The sequence below is a fragment of the Undibacterium sp. Ji83W genome, from assembly GCF_049340385.1.
GTDB lineage: Bacteria > Pseudomonadota > Gammaproteobacteria > Burkholderiales > Burkholderiaceae_D > Undibacterium.
This window is the reverse complement of the sequence record NZ_JBMPOZ010000018.1, coordinates 84,247-101,559: the sequence shown is the minus strand read 5'-3', so window position 1 is coordinate 101,559 and position 17,313 is coordinate 84,247. Positions and strand designations below refer to the sequence as shown.

The 17,313-nt window shown below is 52.4% G+C and carries 15 protein-coding genes; 9 read left to right on the top strand and 6 right to left on the bottom strand.

What is annotated here, in order from left to right; genetic code table 11:
• Positions 1 to 65 precede the first annotated feature (65 nt).
• Entirely contained in the window at positions 66 to 482 is a 417-nt protein-coding gene (locus tag ACO0LD_RS23865; protein WP_423010674.1) for an organic hydroperoxide resistance protein, read from the bottom strand.
• A gap of 54 nt (positions 483 to 536) precedes the next feature.
• A complete protein-coding gene (locus ACO0LD_RS23860) occupies positions 537 to 1,604 on the bottom strand; it encodes an alpha/beta fold hydrolase (protein ID WP_423010712.1) in 1,068 nt (355 codons plus the stop codon).
• A 259-nt stretch (positions 1,605 to 1,863) separates the two neighbouring features.
• Here ACO0LD_RS23860 and ACO0LD_RS23855 point away from each other — a divergent pair, with 259 nt between their 5' ends.
• From ACO0LD_RS23855 to ACO0LD_RS23845, 3 genes are all read left to right on the top strand, one after another.
• Positions 1,864 to 2,364, top strand: a complete 501-nt coding sequence (locus ACO0LD_RS23855) for a MarR family winged helix-turn-helix transcriptional regulator (RefSeq protein ID WP_423010673.1) — start codon at positions 1,864 to 1,866, stop codon at positions 2,362 to 2,364.
• Positions 2,365 to 2,512: 148 nt separating this feature from the next.
• Entirely contained in the window at positions 2,513 to 3,259 is a 747-nt protein-coding gene (locus ACO0LD_RS23850; RefSeq protein WP_423010672.1) for an SDR family oxidoreductase, read from the top strand.
• Between the two features lie 506 nt (positions 3,260 to 3,765).
• On the top strand, positions 3,766 to 4,188 hold the full coding sequence (locus ACO0LD_RS23845) for a hypothetical protein (RefSeq protein ID WP_423010671.1): 423 nt from the start codon (positions 3,766 to 3,768) through the stop codon (positions 4,186 to 4,188).
• A gap of 590 nt (positions 4,189 to 4,778) precedes the next feature.
• Here ACO0LD_RS23845 and ACO0LD_RS23840 read toward each other — a convergent pair.
• The gene (locus tag ACO0LD_RS23840; RefSeq protein WP_423010670.1) at positions 4,779 to 5,528 is read right to left on the bottom strand and encodes a hypothetical protein; all 750 of its coding nucleotides are present in this window, start codon (positions 5,526 to 5,528) and stop codon (positions 4,779 to 4,781) included.
• 516 nt (positions 5,529 to 6,044) lie between these two features.
• Complete coding sequence (locus tag ACO0LD_RS23835; protein WP_423010669.1) at positions 6,045 to 6,683, bottom strand: hypothetical protein; 639 nt, start codon at positions 6,681 to 6,683, stop codon at positions 6,045 to 6,047.
• A gap of 663 nt (positions 6,684 to 7,346) precedes the next feature.
• Here ACO0LD_RS23835 and ACO0LD_RS23830 point away from each other — a divergent pair.
• Both ACO0LD_RS23830 and ACO0LD_RS23825 read left to right on the top strand, forming a co-directional pair.
• Positions 7,347 to 8,891 carry a hypothetical protein gene (locus ACO0LD_RS23830; RefSeq protein WP_423010668.1) on the top strand — a complete coding sequence of 515 codons (1,545 nt, stop codon included), beginning with the start codon at positions 7,347 to 7,349 and terminating at the stop codon, positions 8,889 to 8,891.
• Positions 8,892 to 9,139: 248 nt separating this feature from the next.
• On the top strand, positions 9,140 to 10,594 hold the full coding sequence (locus ACO0LD_RS23825; RefSeq protein ID WP_423010667.1) for a DUF1254 domain-containing protein: 1,455 nt from the start codon (positions 9,140 to 9,142) through the stop codon (positions 10,592 to 10,594).
• A gap of 180 nt (positions 10,595 to 10,774) precedes the next feature.
• Here the strand turns inward: ACO0LD_RS23825 and ACO0LD_RS23820 are convergent, their stop codons facing one another.
• On the bottom strand, positions 10,775 to 11,407 hold the full coding sequence (locus tag ACO0LD_RS23820; RefSeq protein ID WP_423010666.1) for a TetR/AcrR family transcriptional regulator: 633 nt from the start codon (positions 11,405 to 11,407) through the stop codon (positions 10,775 to 10,777).
• 111 nt (positions 11,408 to 11,518) lie between these two features.
• On the opposite strand from ACO0LD_RS23820, the gene ACO0LD_RS23815 reads away from it, so the two are divergent.
• The 3 genes from ACO0LD_RS23815 (at position 11,519) to ACO0LD_RS23805 (ending at position 15,344) form a co-directional block, all read left to right on the top strand.
• On the top strand, positions 11,519 to 12,322 hold the full coding sequence (locus ACO0LD_RS23815) for an inositol monophosphatase family protein (RefSeq protein ID WP_423010665.1): 804 nt from the start codon (positions 11,519 to 11,521) through the stop codon (positions 12,320 to 12,322).
• A gap of 40 nt (positions 12,323 to 12,362) precedes the next feature.
• The gene (locus ACO0LD_RS23810) at positions 12,363 to 13,064 is read left to right on the top strand and encodes an NAD(P)H-binding protein (protein WP_423010664.1); all 702 of its coding nucleotides are present in this window, start codon (positions 12,363 to 12,365) and stop codon (positions 13,062 to 13,064) included.
• A 333-nt stretch (positions 13,065 to 13,397) separates the two neighbouring features.
• A complete protein-coding gene (locus ACO0LD_RS23805) occupies positions 13,398 to 15,344 on the top strand; it encodes a peptidase M61 (RefSeq protein WP_423010663.1) in 1,947 nt (648 codons plus the stop codon).
• Positions 15,345 to 15,709: 365 nt separating this feature from the next.
• Here ACO0LD_RS23805 and ACO0LD_RS23800 read toward each other — a convergent pair whose 3' ends face one another.
• Positions 15,710 to 16,573, bottom strand: a complete 864-nt coding sequence (locus ACO0LD_RS23800; protein ID WP_423010662.1) for a LysR family transcriptional regulator — start codon at positions 16,571 to 16,573, stop codon at positions 15,710 to 15,712.
• A 114-nt stretch (positions 16,574 to 16,687) separates the two neighbouring features.
• Here ACO0LD_RS23800 and ACO0LD_RS23795 point away from each other — a divergent pair, with 114 nt between their 5' ends.
• Positions 16,688 to 17,227 (top strand): hypothetical protein, encoded by a 540-nt coding sequence (locus ACO0LD_RS23795; RefSeq protein ID WP_423010661.1) that lies wholly within the window; start codon positions 16,688 to 16,690, stop codon positions 17,225 to 17,227.
• The last annotated feature ends 86 nt before the right edge of the window (positions 17,228 to 17,313 follow it).

Genomic DNA, 17,313 nt, shown 5'->3' with positions numbered 1-17,313 from the left:
AAATCATCTGCCCGTCAGTGCTTTTTTATTTTTTTGCGCCGCGCATTGTCGGCGCGAGATTCATCTCAGGCCAGCGTCACACTCACATCGATATTGCCACGGCTCATCTTCGAATAAGGGCAAATCTGGTGCGCAGCAGCGATCAGCTCTTGCCCCACGTCGTTTGGCAAACCCGGCAGGCTCACCTTGAGGCGCGCCTGCAAAAAGAAGCCACCGTCCCCGGTACCGAGATCAACTTCCGCATCAACTGCAGTGCCCGCAGGCAGTGAGATTTTTTTTTCTTTCGCTGCTCGCCCCATGGCACCGATGAAACAGGCTGACCAGCCAGCAGCAAAAAGCTGCTCAGGATTGGTGCCCGTGCCATGGCTGCCAGGAGGCGACAATTTGATATCGAGACGGCCATCGTCGCTTTGTGCGAGGCCATCGCGGCCACCAGTGGTATGGGTTTTGCCGGTGTAGAGTACTGTTTCGATCTTGTTCATGATGTTTCCTTTAGTGTGATATTGATAGTCGAAAAAAGTGGATGCGAGCCACCATCAAAGATGGTCGGCACTGATCACAGCATCCGCAAAAGCACGGGGTGCTTCTTGCGGCAAGTTATGGCCGATACCACCCGTGATGAGCACATGCCTGTACTTGCCGGTGAAGCGTTTGGCATAGGTAGCAGGATCAGGATGCGGCGCACCGTTGGCGTCGCCCTCCATCGTGATGCTTGGCACCGTGATGGAAGGGAAGCTGGCGAGCTTCGCCTCCAGTGCTTCATATTTCGCTTCGCCATTTGCCAGGCCCAGACGCCAGCGGTAATTGTGGACAGTGATGGCGACATGGTCAGGGTTGTCCAGTGCCACGGCACTGCGGTCAAAAGTGGCATCGTCAAAGCGCCATTGTGGTGATGCGGTTTGCCATATCAGCTTGGCAAAATCGTGGCGGTTCTTTTCATAGCCAACGCGACCGCGCTCGGTAGCGAAGTAAAACTGATACCACCATTGCAGCTCAGCCTTGGGTGGCAAGGCTTGCTTGCCCGCCTCCTGGCTACCGATCAGGTAGCCGCTGACAGCAACCAGGGCCTTGACGCGCTCTGGCCACAGTGCTGCAACGATACCGGCTGTGCGGGCACCCCAGTCATAACCGGCAAGCACGGCCTTGTCTATCTTCAACGCATCCATCAATGCCACCACATCAGAGGCCAGCGCCGCTGGTTCGCCATTGCGCGGGGCATGGTCATCAAGGAAGCGGGTCGTACCATAGCCACGCAGGTGCGGCACGATGACGCGATAACCAGCCTTGGTCAGCAAGGGCACGACATTGATGTAGCTGTTGATGTCATAAGGCCAGCCGTGCAGCAGGATGACTACCGGGCCATTGGCGGGGCCTTCTTCGACATAGCCGACGTTGAGGTCACCGGCATTGATCTGCTTGATGGCCGTGAAGCCGGGCAGGCCCTGGCTTGCTTTTGCAGTGATGCCCGGCCCGGTGCTGGCTGACTGCGCCAGAGCTGTTGCTGGCAGCAAGAATTGCGCACCAGCAAGAATAAGGCCTTGGGCGAGTGTGGCGGCTGCAAGAGCAAAGTGGCGCTTGCGGCTTAACTGATTGTTCTGATTGATTTGATTGGTCGGGGTGATCTGACTGATCTGGATGCTCTTGGTGATTTGAGCGGCGCGCTTGAGATATTGGTGCATTTGCTTACTCCTGTGATGGTGGCTTGGTTTTCAGGTTGAGGCTGAAGTTGCGACGGGTATTTTCTGGTAAATATCAATAAATTAATTATCGTCATAATTATTATTAAGCGAAATATATACCGACTCAGAATCATTTTCAAGTACGATAATCATTATTTCGATAATTAATTTACGGAGATGCCAAATGAACAAGCAACCGAGCAAACAAATGAGCAAAAAAACTGCAGCTGACAAGGAAGCAGCCCGGCTCGGCGACTTCATGTGTTTTGCGGTCTACTCGACCAACCTCGCCTATTCCCGCGTCTATAAGCCCGTGCTGGAGCAACTGGGGCTGACTTACCCGCAATACGTGACCATCATTTGCCTGTGGGAAGAAGATGGCCAGACCGTCAAGGCATTGAGCGAAAAACTGTTCCTCGAACCAAGCACCATGACACCCATGCTGAAACGCCTGGAAGCAATGGGCTATGTGAACCGTGAACGCGACAGCGAAGACGAGCGCAGCGTGCTGGTGTCACTGACCGACGCGGGACGGGAACTGAGAGAAAAAGCATTTGACTACCGCGAGGTGACGGCCAAGGCAGCTGGCCTGGCACCGGAAGAATTTCGCGTGCTGCAAAAAGCCATCGTCAACTTGCGCACCAATCTGATGGATGCCTATAAGCAGAATGAGGCAGGCGGCTAAGCATCCTCATCATAGTCTGCTACATAGTCTGCTAAAGAGATGCATATCAGCAGCCGTTTTTCTTTGCAGGCAGGTCTCATGCGAGCACTGTAAGTCTGATGTATAGTTTCCCTCGCATTTAAATGGAGAAAATTCGTGAGGGGAATGTATGAATAGTCTGACTGGAAAAACTGCAGTGATCACTGGTGCGGGACGTGGCCTGGGTGCAGCACTGGCCATCTCATTGGCAGAGGCTGGTTGCAAAGTGATTTTATGTGGCCGCATTCTTGCACAGCTAGCCGACACCGCCAGCACCATACAAAGCCTGGGACATGAGATGCCGGTATGTGTAGAAACCGATCTGGCCGATGTGCACAGCGTGCAGGCTACCATCGATACGCTGAGCAAATCGCACATCCACATCGACCTGCTCATCAACAACGGCACCATGTGGCTGGAAGCCAGCGATGAACCCTATACGCCTGCTCAAGTACTGGGCGTGATCAATTCTGCCGTCACAGGCACATTCCTGCTGACCCAGGGCCTGCTGCCGCTGCTGAGATCATCAAGTGGCGCAGATATCCTCACCATAGGCTCCATCAGCGGCCTGCCAAACGCCAGGATGCAAAGCGTCTCCGTCCCCTTCTACGCCGCCAAACGCGCCCAGGCAGGCCTCGCAGACGGCTTCAGGCAAATGCTGGCAGGCACACCCATCTGCTCCATCAGCGTGCACCCGCCTTATCTCGATGACGTATCACCGCAGCAACCAGAATGGGACGCCGTGCAAGACCGCCAGAAAGGCGAGCGCGCAACCAGCAAGGACGTAGTAGATGCCGTCCTGTTCGCACTGACGCGCCCAAGGCATATTACTTTGTCGGTGATACTGGATGCGGATGAGGGTGGGGTGTTTGGGTGAGGTTTGCTTGTATGCATTGGTAGGGTACGTTAAATACGGTACCGGCAAATGAAAATCATAAGACCTGACTGCTCACCACAGAGACACAGAGTCACAGAGAAATGCAGGAGGCTGGAAGTGCATGCTTCTATATGCCACCATACTTGAGGCCTTTTCCTTTTTGAGGGCTCGGTTGTGTACGATTAAGCTGCGCTAATAGTACCTAGGCGGGCTGCACATTATGTTTGGTGAGGCCTCGCAAGAACAACAATGCCCAAATGGGTCAAGTCCAAAAAAGGTCACGGAAGCGCAAGAGTGATCATCAATTTTCAGGGAACACGAAAAACAATATTTTTAGCCAACCCGGCCGTCCAGCCGTTTATCGCCTATTTGCCCAGAGGTGGCTATAATATGAACTACTTAATTTCGCGTAAGAAAAAGTTTCATCCATGAGCCAGAGCCTTTCCCATTTTTTCCCGGATTCTCCCCCTCACTTTTTTTTCATGGAAAGCCCATGGTTTTTCTTGATGCCATTTGTGTTCATACTTGGCATTTCGACGGCTTTGTCATTTCTTGGTGGCTGGGCCAGTCTGGCTACTCAATTTCGGGCGAACCAGGCGGCGACTGGTGAACGTTTTCGTTTTGTCACAGGCTCCATGGGTTCCAGGTTTTTCCCGGTCAACTACGGTAGCTGCCTGTTTGTGACTGTCAGTGAGCAGGGCCTGCATTTGTCAGTGTTTTTTCTTTTCCGTATGTTTAGTCCACCGCTGTTCCTGCCGTGGTCGCAGATGGAAACAGTTGAGAAAAAACGCTATTTTTTTCGTAACGGCACCGTTATCAACATGCGCGGCCAGCGGCCAAAGCTCATGCTGCTGGGCGCGGTTGCCGAAGCAGTTGCGACCGCATATGCAAAGGCTGAGGCGCAAAAAGGAAGCCGGGCTTACCCATGATGATGGAGGACCGATTAGTAGCGTAATCGTACGCATGCTGCTTGCACCGCCCCGCTACTACACCATGGCTACATTACGGTTTTCAATCAAATATAAACCATGTTCATGTTGTGGTGAAATGGCAATGACCATGCGATATGCTTAAGGTCTCTTCTTTTTTTGAGGGCACGGTTGAGTATCATTACGCTGCGCTTCATCGTACCTACACGGGCTAGCTCAGGTCGGTTGTTTCTCAGAAAACGAGGTAATAGCTGTGTGACCCTTTACACCTAAGACGCATATGATTGCGCCATTAGATCAAGCCTGATCTACTGCAGACGATTGCAGTGATTGTAATCAATATTACTGCAATGACGCCTACAACATATACCCTCTTCTCTGTCACGCTCATTTTCATCCATGTTTCTTCGTCAGGTCCACCGGGATTAGCAATGATATTTCTCCTAATTTTAACTAGCGGGTGGGATTGACTTGCAATCGTGTAAGCCCCCGCAGATTTAGAAATGCATGAATACTATTCTTGCCTCAAGCTCCTTCCAGATTTGAGGCAATCAATGCCATCCATGTCTTGAAAAAAATTGAGCTGTCTTTCAAAAATATTTCTGCAAATCCGCAATATTCAATCTCGTTGCCATTTTTTTCTGGTCTGCCTTCAATTCTGCCAGTGCTGATTTCAGTTCGCTTTCTGTCGGTCTCAAGGGTTTCAAGTTGGGGCCGAGGACAGGGATGATGCGGCGCTTGACATAGCGACTGCCGGCAGTAAGCAATTGCCAGCCTATCACCAGCAAGGCGATGATGGCGCAGGCAAGGAAGATGATAGCTTCATCAAAGGGCAGGATTTTCGTTAACACTACGGGGACGATGGTAATGAGAAAAAACGAACCCAGCAATGCCAGGCCGATGCCCATGTCTATATGGGTCTGCGCCATGCGCCGTTCCACCAAAGCCGACAAGAGATGAAAGGGCGTCTTGATCATGATGTCGCGCTCTTGCGGCGTCAGCAGGGTCGGAGTTTTTGTGATTTTTTCTTCGAGTTCCAGCCGGTCTTTATACACTTCCGGCAAGCTTGGGAACGTCGTCTTCATCAGCTCAGCAAGCGACTGTTTTTTCTTGGACAGTGTCAGATACCCATCAGGATTGGCATTAAGCAGTGTCTTGCATTGCTGGCATTCGCGCTCATGACTGACCAGCTCTCCCTCACCGGAGGTAATGTAATACACATGGCTGGCCAAGCCGACGCGGACCAGTTTGAATGCCTGCGGCCCGCGGCAGATAGGGCAAAAATCGGCAGCATAGCCAATATTTTTTCGTACATGTTTTTTTCCCCAGATGATGAGCACGGCTTCCCCTTCTTTGTTTTATTAGGGCTTACGCAAAATTGTCCCAGCAAGGCCATGCTTTAGGAAACCACCCTTGCAAGGATGGTTCGTTACGTCGGCAGACAATATATTGCCTGAAACCCCGACTTCACCGCAGCAACGAAGACAGTACTTTAGTACGGCTAGGCGCTGCAACGCAGCTGAGGCGGTTTTGCGTAAGTCCTATTTATTTTGTCTTGTTTGATATCAGCATCATGCTTGCATAATGTGTGCTGGCATTATATCCATGATTTATTATCTGCCAGTCGAAAATCATTTCAAAAACACAAAATAATCAGAGTCTTGCATTCATATATTTCAGTAATATGAAATATATGAATGCAAGACCCGATAACAACCTATTGATTGGACGTAGCGATGCTATCGAATTATTCCGGCATTGAGCTGCATGCTTGCGGTCTTTTCTTTTTTGAGGATGCCGCTGTGTACGATTACGCTTCGCTAATCGTACCTACGCAGGAGCTGCGAATTTCCTCACTATTTTTGCTCAACAAAGTCGAGTGATATTTCACTCAGATAAGGCTGTGCCTGGATTACTGCGGGCAGGTTGGATTTGATTTTTTGTTCGCCAAGTATGGTCTTGGGCGTGTTTTTTCCAGGGCGTAGCTGGAAGCGAAAATGCGGGACACAATCGCCGGGTGGTTTTGAAAAAGTGCCTTCATTGAAGCTGGTGACGTGGCCGCCACAATCCCAGCCAAAGCCATACAGGGTCAGCGGCTTGCCGTTCTGTTTTTCTACTGCCGGGATAGAATCAAGTATCTTCAAGCCCTGATAAGTCCACTGGCTTTTCTCAACATTGATATTGACGGAAACAAGGCGGGTCATTGCGTCATCATCAAAGAACACTTCTACCCTGTAGGGCTTCATCAGGTTTTGTGGATAAAGCACCAGTACTTTTTGTGTTGCTCCTTCCGCGCCATCCACTTCCTGCACCGTGGTGTTTCCCGGATAGCGTTTCTTCAGGCTTTGTGCGGTATCGCCTTTCTTTACCGGATTCTGGCAGGAAAGCGCCAGGTCAGCGGGAGCAGCAGGTTTATCGGCTGCATAGGCACAGGGGGAACTGGCAAGCGCGATGGCTGCACATAAGAACACGACTGGTTTCAACGAAGAATTCATGGCGCTCATTTCTCGAAATCTGGCATGCGAAAAGTAAATGGATGATATGCCTGTTTCGGGTTTATGTGAACCAGACTAAAGTTCAGGTCGCTGGCTTCATATTACGGCGGAGCACAAGAAAGGACTCTCCGCGCTGAGCCATGCTCAGGCAGTCAGCTTTACAGAAGAACTCATTTCATTGCCCCGCATCAAGATACCCAAACACTGCACGCCGCACTCTCTTGCGCAAATTGGCGGCACTTGTACCTGCGTGCGCCTGCGGCATAGCCCATGTCCTTGATGATGCCCAGCAAATCAACCAAGACTTCTGCCAGCATTGTCCTTTGATGCCTCGCAAATTGCCCTGACCGGAAAGGCGAGTGACTTCCATGTAATCGCAAAACTCAACATAAGCTTGTCAGATTTCCTGAAAAAGTGATGAAAAAACAGTCTCACTTGTTGTATTTTGAATAATTTAAGTGACACTTATGCTAACAATAGATGTTTTTATGATAACCTCCATCTCATCAGCAATTTTTTAGACAGCTTTATAGCGCTCGTTGCGTTCGTCGCTTGCCTCCTGTTCTTGATCAACGCCCTTAACTTAATCAATTTCGTTAAACAATCTTCGTCACCGCTACATTTGTACTGGCTTGCACGAATAACATCCTGAGATTACATCACATGAAAATTCAGCGTTTGATCGGTAATGGGTCGTCCCTGCTGGCGATTTTATTCTTTGCGCCACAAGTCGCGCATGCCTATTTTGAGGATCTCTGTTTATCCACACAAAACAACAAGATCGTTGCTTGCGTGGAACCGCGCGCGGCTTGTGTCAAGACGCCGTCTGAAGGAAAAGCTTGTCCGGTGCAGCTTGAGCAGGCGGTGAAGCAAATTGCTGCTCCTGTTCCCGCCAGAAGCATGATACATGCAGATGCTACTTACTTTTTGGCACAGGCACTGGGGTATAGGGCCGATGTGGCGTACTGGATCATTGCTTACAATGAAGTGGCAGACTACACGCAATATGCCCCCATTGATCAGTGCGGTGTACAAGCTTCTGCCAGCAACTCTGGCCAGTCTTATATCACGGCCAAATTTAATGGCTTTCAGCGCATCAATAACACGACCGATGGCCCGTTGTATCACTACGTGCTGCCGTTTTCACCGAATGGTGCAGGTACTGACGTGCATGGTGCCAGTGGCATCCAGGCCGTCTACCCGTTTCATTTCCCTGCACCCGGCTATCCAGTCGTGATTGACGATATTTATGAGGGTTCCCTGTCCAATCTGCGGCAATGGGCCATGCAGGCAGATGATGCACCTGGATTGCTGTGCGCGGCGGGCTTGACGGTGCCAAATGGCGCTTCGAATTTCAGTGGCCGCGCGTGCAGGACCGGGATCACTGTGCAGGGAACCGTGCCGGTGATTACACAGTCACAGAATGGTGTTCAGGTCAGCTTTAACTCAGGGCCTAAAATTCTGGACAACAGCAATGGCGATGTCAGTTACCGCGAACTGGGCCAATGGCTGAAGGATAAATCCCGTACAACCGGTGTCTTGTGGAAAGATCCGGCGATGCCGCCGGTTCCGGTGCAGCTTGCCCGCATCGGCTTGTATATCCACAGCATGCAGGACACGGCTTCGCATTCGACTTACTGCGGCGACGATGCCCCGTCTCCTCCTGGTGGCACCGATGTCGGTAGCTATATGAAACTGGATGGCAATAATCTGCAACTCATCTTCGGTGCGACCTGTGCCACGGCGCCGCACATCGCTGGGCATACCGAAGAAACAGCTACCGGTGATGCTCCCTTGCCCTTGCGTGATTACACATCACTCAATATGACATTGAACGAGCTGATTATTTTTGGTAATACGGTTGCCAAAGCCAGGGGATGGATCGTCAACCCTGAACTGCTGCCTCCTGATGTCGTTGGCGGCAAAAACGCCATGGGGCAAAGTTCCGCCGATCTGCAGGCCAGGCTCGTCGGCATCATCACCCAAGGCCAGCAATGGACACGTGGCGAAGTCTACAAGTCCGGCCTGGTGACATTGCCACTGCAGGAACTTTCCACTTTGAACCGGCTGCATGTCATGAACGCCGCGCTGATGTCGTACTCTGACTACGTGCAAAAGCAAACCACGGCACCTGGCCGCTTCACGCCATTCGAGCTGATGCCCGGCAACGCAAAGAGCCCGCAAGATACCAGCGCATGTTTTAAGTAAGGAAATGAGACGGCTATTTTCAGCCACAGACAGGCATATCCTGTATCAACAGAATTAATCAAGAGGACTGATGCAGAATTTTCCAGGCAAGGCTAACGCCGTATGGAATCCTCCCTTGCCAGGGAGGGCCGTTACGTCGGGAAATAACATGGTGCCTGAAACCTTCGACTACACCACCAGGACAAAGACAGTATTTTAGAACGTGTTTTGCTTCTATCCCCATCATTTCAACCCTGACAGGATTCATCATGAGCAACGCAGCATCAACACCGGACGCAAGCCAGTTCAGCCTGCAATTGCCGCAACTCAGCCTGCCTGGGCCAGACAATGCAGAAGAGGAATATGCGTATTCGCTGGGCATTCAAGCCTACGTCTTTGGTTTCCCCTGGATTTACAACACCCAACTGCGCTGGTTGTGGGCCAGCGAAGCGGGCAAGCATTTTTCAGAAAAACACGGGCTGCCAGACCTGTATGCGCCCATCAATACTTTTCATCACGCAGCCGTACTGGCTACGCCAGCCGCGCAAACGGGTGGCGCGCCCAATACCGATACGCTGTATTCCACAGCCTGGCTCGACATTGGCGAAGACCCCATCGTCATCTCGGTTCCGGCAGTCAGCGACCGGTATTTCGTCATCGAAATGGTGTGCATGGATGCCGACAACTTCGCCTATGTGGGCACGCATTCCACAGGCACAGAAGCAGGCAACTACCTGATTGCACCACACCACTGGAACGGCACGGTGCCAGATGGCGTGGCAGACATCTTGCCGCGCTCGCGCACCGATACCGTATTCCTGCTGGGGCGCACCGGAGTCAACGACAGCACTACGGCCGAAGTTCAAGCCGCCAATGAGGTCCAGCAGCAATACATCTTGACGCCGCTGGCAGACTGGCCCAATGCGCACACGCCGTATAAAAAACCTGTGATGATACCCTGGGGTGTCGACTACAACCATACCGCAGGGGCATGGCACACCATGAACGAAGCCATGACACAAAACCCGCCCGGTTTGCCGCCGGGGATCAATCAGCAGCAATTACTGAGGCTCTTTGCCACGATCAACATCGGCCCGAATCAGCAGGTAGAGAAGCAATCCGAAGCCACCCGCATCGGTCTTCAGCGAGCAGCGAGAGATGGACTGGCCTTGCTGAAAAAATTCAGCAAGGGTCGTGGGAAAACGGTGAATAACTGGACGTATCCACCGCAAGACAGTGGCCGCGCCGGGCAAAACAGCGACTTTATTACCAGGGCAGCGGTGCAGTCGCTGTCAGGCATCTGCGCCAACGACCCGGACGAAGCAGTGTATATCAACACCAGCATCGACAGCAACGGCAAGGATTTGAATGGCATCAATAGCTATAGCATGACTTTTTCGGCAGATAATTTCCCGCCGTTCAACGCTGATATGCACGGCTTCTGGTCGGTCACCTTGTATAACTCGACTTACAACCTCTGCCCTGGCTCAAGCAATTATTCCATCAATGGCTATTATCCAGAATTTTCGACAACCAATGCCGAGGGCGGCATGAACATCGTGATCCAAAGCGAAAAGCCCGACAACTTACCTGCTGGAAGTTACTGGTTGCAGTCGCCCAGTGACGACGAAAGTTTCTTTTTGATTTTACGTGTCTATGTTCCCGGCCCTACTGTCAGCTTCACGCAAACTTATAGCCCGCCAGCGATTTTTCTTGCAAGCTGATTGAAACAATGCGGAAAAATGACTCTGCCACTGGACAGACCCCGTTGATAAGCACATAAAGACGCAGAAAGACAAAGACGGGGTCACCCACTAGCCTCCAGTGGTCAAGTGGTCTAACGACATAATTAGACCACCACGATTATTCCCCCTGGCTGCTACATGAATAATTTCTCACCCCCTCTATTTCCCCGCATCCAGATACCCAAACACAGCCCTCCTCACCCGCCTGCGCAAATTGGCTGCACTGGCAGGGGAGTCTGAACCGGCCCGCGCGCCCGCCGCATCCACCATGCCCTTGATGATACCCATTAAATCGGCCATGACTTCTGTATCGCTGGCACCTTCTGGCATATCTGCCTGAGAGAGTATGTCGTGCACGGTTTTGCGCAGGCGGGTGGACTGGCGTTTGAGGTCTGCTGCTACCGGCAGGCGCAGTTCTTCTGCATCGAGTATTTTTGCCAGCGCCGGTCTTTTTAGCTGGTGGGTGACGGCAACGGCTATCAAGTCTTCCAGTGCCTTGCGGCCGCCCTGCTGCAGATCTATTTTCTCGGCATCGTCGACGAGTGCCGTGGTTTGTTCCAGTATCAGCGCCCTGCTGATGGCGTCTTTTGAGGGGAAGTACTGGTACAGCGAACCTATGCTGACGCCAGCCTTTCTTGCCACGGCATTGGTGGAGCAGGCACTGAGACCTTCAGTTTCGAGAATGTGAGCAGCAGCTTGCAATATGGCTTCTACAGTGGCCACAGAGCGGGCTTGTGTGGGGCTTTTACGAGGGGCCAGCGGGGTGGCGGTCTTCTTGATGGGCTTGTTCATGAATGCGAGTTTTCAATATGAGCGATAACTCATATTATATATCTACTTTGTTGAACACAACGAACACAACGAACACAACGAACTTAAAGAAATCAAGGAAGGCAAATAATCATGCAAACACAATATGAAAACGATCAACAGTTATTAAACGCCACCGTCATCGCCGTGCGCCATGCGGCTGACTTGTTGCTCCAGCGTTTCAAGCCAGATGCACGTCCTGCTGACTTGCCGCAACTGCTGACGATGATAGAAGACAATGACACTGCCGTGACGGCGCAATTGCGCGAGTCTTTACTGGCCCTGCGCCCTGGTGCCCGATGGCTGGACGATGAAAAATCCAGCGGCCCGCTGCCTGCCGGTGAATGGTGGGTAGCTGACCCGGCAGAAGGCAATGTCAACCATATCCACGGCACGACAGAATGGGCAGTGACAGCAACACTGGTGCGTGACAATGTGCCGGTGCTGACGGTGGTTGCTGAGCCGCTGGCGGCAAAACTGTATACGGCAGTGCTTGGCGGTGGTGCTTATCTGAGCGGCCAGCCCCTGCGTGTATCACAAAAACCCAGCCTGGCAGCGGCCCTGGTCAGCACTGGCCAGGCTACGCCAGGTGAAGGCAAACTGGCTTACAGCAAGATAGGACAGTCTGTCACTGCCATGCTGGAACATGCGCTGCTGGTGCGCATGGCTGTGCCTGCGACCATGCAGCTAGTGCAGGTCGCCAGCGGGCAACTTGATGCATTCTGGCAGCACGGCAATGTCTTGTCTGGCCTCGTCAGCGGTGCCTTGCTGGTGACAGAAGCTGGAGGCCAGGTAACAGACTGGACAGGCCAACCCTGGACTTTATCCAGCCCCAATTTTATTGCCGGCGCGCCTGTGATGAACAGCCAGTTGGTAGCAATCCTGAAAAATATATAAACAAAATAAATCAATAAAAGAAAAGAGAATAAGTATGATCATGAAAGAGTACGCAGTCGTCGGTGCCAGCAGCGGCACAGGTTTGGCCATCACCCGTTTGCTGGCCAGCCAGGGCAATACTGTGCGTGCCATTGCACGCAAACCACCCGCAGCGACAGACCTTATCAAACCCGTCGTTGCCGATGTGGGCAAGCCGGAAGCCATTGCCGCAGCACTGGCAGGTGAGCTGGAGGCAGTATTTTTTACGGTGGATATCCACAAGGCATTTGCATCAAAACAGCTGATACGCTCGGTGATGTTTGATGGTTTCGTGAATGTGCTGAATGGTGTACAGCGTCACGCAAAACCACCACGCATTATCCTGCTCTCGGTCATGGGGCCGGGCAAGCCTTCACTGACCTGGCTTCTGTTAAATCTGGCTAAGCGCGGCATGCAAAAGAATATCGTGGACAGGGAACAGGCGCTGATGGCTAGCGGCCTGCCCTATGTGATAGTGCGTGCGCCGCGTCTGGTTGATGTTGAAAACAAGATGGCAGCAGATGGAATTGAAACGACCAGGCCAGCAACAGCCGCCATGCTGTCTGCCCAGGCTAATCATCGCCTCGACATGAAGCGCACGATAGCAAGACCTGACCTTGCAGCCGCCATGATTGCTGCTGCAACATCTGCACCAGAAAACAGTGTATGGGATGTCTATGGTAATGATGCCGGGCCTGTGCCTGTATGGATGGAAGGGCGTTAAATAAAGGACTACTTATTATTTTTGCCGATGCAACCCGTAGGTTGGGCTACGCCTCATCAGCCCAACACTCGTCACTTGAATAACGTAGTCGTCTATCAAAGGCCCAGTGTTGGGCTGATGAAGCGTATCTGACAGCCGCCATGATTGCGGCAGCTACAGGCGTATCAAATTCAGGCAATGGCCCTGCGCGTGAGATTATCAATGGTAAGCAGACAGCTCATGCATATATCCTTTGTTCTGTGGAACTTTCTCAGCTAAAAATGGCCTGAAGCTGACCACCCATAAAGTAGTCACTACGTGCATCACTTGATAATTTCCATTAACAGATTGCCTATGAATAAGCTACTGCCAGCCCTTGTTCTGTCTTTTTCGCAAATCGTTTTTATAGAAGCAGCACAAGCATTGCACGTTGACCCAGGCCCCAGGGCAGCAACACCAGCACCGTCAATCGAAGCGCCGCGTGACCGCGTGTTTCGTGGTGTCATGACACTGGATGTCGATGCCTCTGATACGGTGCACAAGATCATCCGTGTGCGGCAAAGCATACCCGTGCAAAAAAGTGGCCACATGGTCTTGCTGTATCCTGAATGGGAAACCACCAGCCATGCGGCCACGCAAACAGTGGCTGACCTGGCGGGCCTGAGCATCATGGCAGGTGATACAAAGCTGGAATGGCAGCGCGATGCAGTGAACCCGTATGCCTTTCATATCACCGTGCCAAAAACTGCGCGTGAACTGAAGCTGGATTTCCAGATATTGCCAGCCAGCCGTGGCTTGTCGCCGGACATATTGAAGTTGCAATGGTCAAAGCTGGCGCTGTATCCGGCGGGATGGTACCTGCGCAATATTGTCAGCACTGCCTCCCTCACCCTGCCTGAGGATTTTCAATTTGCTACTTCGCTGGATAGCAATACAGTCAATGGTAATCAGATCAGCTTCAAACAAACCAGTGTTGAAAAACTCATGGATGCGCCTGTGTATGCAGGACGGTATTTCAAACGGGTAGAACTCACGCCTGCAGGCGCGGCTGTGCCGGTACATTTGAATATGCTGGGCGACTCTGAGGCTGCAATTGCCATCACGCCAGAATTTCTGGCCAGGTATCAGTCCATGGTGGCGGCTGTTCCTAAACTGTTCAAGGGTCAGCCTTATCCGCATTTTGATTTTCTGGTGACGCTGTCGGATACGATATTTTCTGGTGGTGGTGCCGAGCATTCAGAATCGACAGAGATCAATCTGCCAGCTGATTTTTTCTCAAATGCCGATGCACAATTACGCATTGCCAGCCTGCATCCGCATGAATATGCCCATGCCTGGAATGGCCGCTACCGCCAGCCTGCCGATTTATGGACGCCCGGCCTCAACATGCCCATGCGTGGCAGCCTGCTATGGATGTATGAGGGGCAGACAGAATTCTGGGGCCGCATACTGACTTCGCACCTGGGTTTCATGACGCGCCAGCAAAGCCTGGATGCACTGGCGATGGATGCCGCCTTTGTCAGCGCCCGCGTGGGCAGGCAATGGAAGTCGCTGCAAGACAGCACGATAGACCCCATCTATATGGCGGGCGGCAAGGCCGCAGTGCGCTGGCGCGACTGGCAGCGCCGTGAAGATTATTATGTCGAAGGTGTGATGCTGTGGCTGGATGTAGAGATGCTGATGCGCGAACGTTCCTCCGGCAAATTTGGCCTGGCTGATTTTGCTGGCAAATTCTTTGGCGGTGGCAAAGCGAACAGTGCCATCAGCACCTACACCTTTGCGGATATCTGCAAGGGTCTGAACCAGCTCGTGCCTTATGACTGGGCCACCTATTTCACCACCCACCTGAAAGCCCACAATGCCAGCCATGCACTGGATGGCCTGACACGCAACGGCTACCGCCTGAATTACACCGATGAACCCACAGACTATTTCACGAAGATGGAAGTGGATGCAGGCGCGACCGATTTTTCTCATTCACTGGGTTTGACGGTCAATAGCAAGGGCGTAGTCAACAGCGTGGCTTGGGAAGGCCCGGCCTTTCGCGCTGGCATCAGCCTGGGTGCGCGCTTGCTGAACGTGGGTAAGGAAGCGTATTCGGATACGGTATTGAAACAGGCCATCAAGGCGGCAGCGGTATCGAAGGAAGCGATAGAGCTGACTTTCATGGCTGATGGTAAAACGCGTACCGTAGCGATCAACTATACCGGCTCGCTGCGCTACCCGCGCCTGGAGCGTATTCCTGGTACGGTAGACAAGCTCGAAGGCTTGTTGAGTTTGCCTGTTTATGTGGGTGGGTGATTGTAGGTTGTGCCGAGTCCGTAGGTTGGGCCGGGCCTGTAGGTTGGGCTACGGGGTATCAGCCCAACACTCGGCCTTTGATAAACGAATACGTAATTTATAAGCCGAGTGTTGGGCTGATGAGGCGTAGCCCAACCTGCGAGCTCCGCTACCCGCGTCTGGAGCGTATTCCTGGAATGGTGGACAAGCTCGAAGGCTTGTTGAGTTTGCCTGTTTATGTGGGCGGGTGATTGCGGGTGGGGTGGGCATGTAGGTTCGGCCGAGTCCGTAGGTTGGGCTACGGTTTACCAGCCCAACACTGGGCCTTTGATAAACGAATACATGATTTGTAAGCCGAGTGTTGGGCTGATGAGGCGTAGCCCAACCTACAATGCTGTTTGCGGCTTGTAAGCCCCCCGTATCACCTCCGCCAACGCCATGCTCGCTGCACTAACCCCATGCGCGGGCATGCGCAGGCTGATGGCAAACTCATCGAGCACTGGCAAGCCAGCCTCTTCACCGAATATATCCAGCCCGGGTGGCACCGTAGATGGCAGCAAGGCTGTCACTGCCAGGTCTGCCTGCACCGTGGCGCTGATGGCTTCCATGCTGGGGTAATCGACGACATTGCGCCAGTCTATGCCGGCCCTGGCGAGTTCACGCACTACCGTGGGTTTGAAGACACAGGTTTCTGACACCAGGCAGATCGGCAATGGCCGTTTTTGCCAGGCACTGCCATCACGCTTGCCTGCCCAGACTGGTCTTTCCAGTACCAGCAACTCTCCTTGAGCAGAGCCAGCAGGTGCTTCAATGATGGCCAGATCCAGCAGGCCACTGTCAAAGTTTTTCATCAGTTCAGTGGATGAACCTGCGAGCAGGGATATCTCTACCTGCGGATAGGCTTTGACAAAGGCAGGCAGGATATTCGGCAGGTGCATGACCATCAGATCATGTGGTACACCGAGGCGCACTGTACCTGCGACTTCGGCCAGCGTCATGGATGCGAGGATGGCATCATTCATTTCTACCAGGCTGCGCGCCTTTTGCAGCAAGACTTGTCCTTCCGCTGTCAGTGAGACACCAGACCTGGTCCTGTCCAGCAAGCGCTTGCCGACCATATCTTCCAGCCGCTTGATTTGCTGGCTGACAGCGCCCTGCGTCATGTGCAGCCTTTGGGCGGCAAAGCTCATGCTACGCGTCTCTGCCACATGCAGGAAGGTCCTGAGTAAGCCTATGTCGAGGTTTTTCATGGGCGGCGATCAATCATTAGACTTTGTAATACCTTGTATTATGAATATTCGATTTATTAATGGGTCTCAGCTCACTATAGTAGCCGAATGCACTCTTTTGAAGGAAAACCCGCCATGAATCTGATACCCCGCGTTGCCCTTGTTTTCATCCTGACCATCACTATAGCAAGTACCATTACCATGACCAATCCTGCTGCCGCCGCTGTCCCCGCCCCTGTCGATTTTCAATCTCATTACCTCAACAGTGCTGAAGACAAACAGGCCATAGCGCGCCTGTTGAATAGCTATACGACATCCGTCAGCACAGGGGATGGCAAGACCTTTGCCACGCTCTTGCTGGATGAGCAAGTGCCTTTCATGGCGGTGCGTGGCGTCGCAGATATCGCCAACACTGGCGCTAGCATCGACACCCGCCGTTATGCGGATTTTCGCCAGGGCGTATTTTCTAGCGGGCGCAAGCTGGAGCAGGCTTTCTATAATGTCGATATCAAACAGGATGGCGCGCTGGCGCAAGTGTCCCTGGATTTTGTGACCAAAGAAGCAGGCACACAAAAAGGTGGCTTTGGCTGGAAGCTGCTGCATCTGCTGAAGATCAACGGCCACTGGAAAATCGCCAGCGAGTTTTATACTGTGCGGGCATTGCCTGCTGAATAAGCACAAGATAAGCACAACATAAGCAAAATAAGAAAATGGTGGACGGCCATGCAACCATCCACCATTTTTAATAACTACCTACAAGC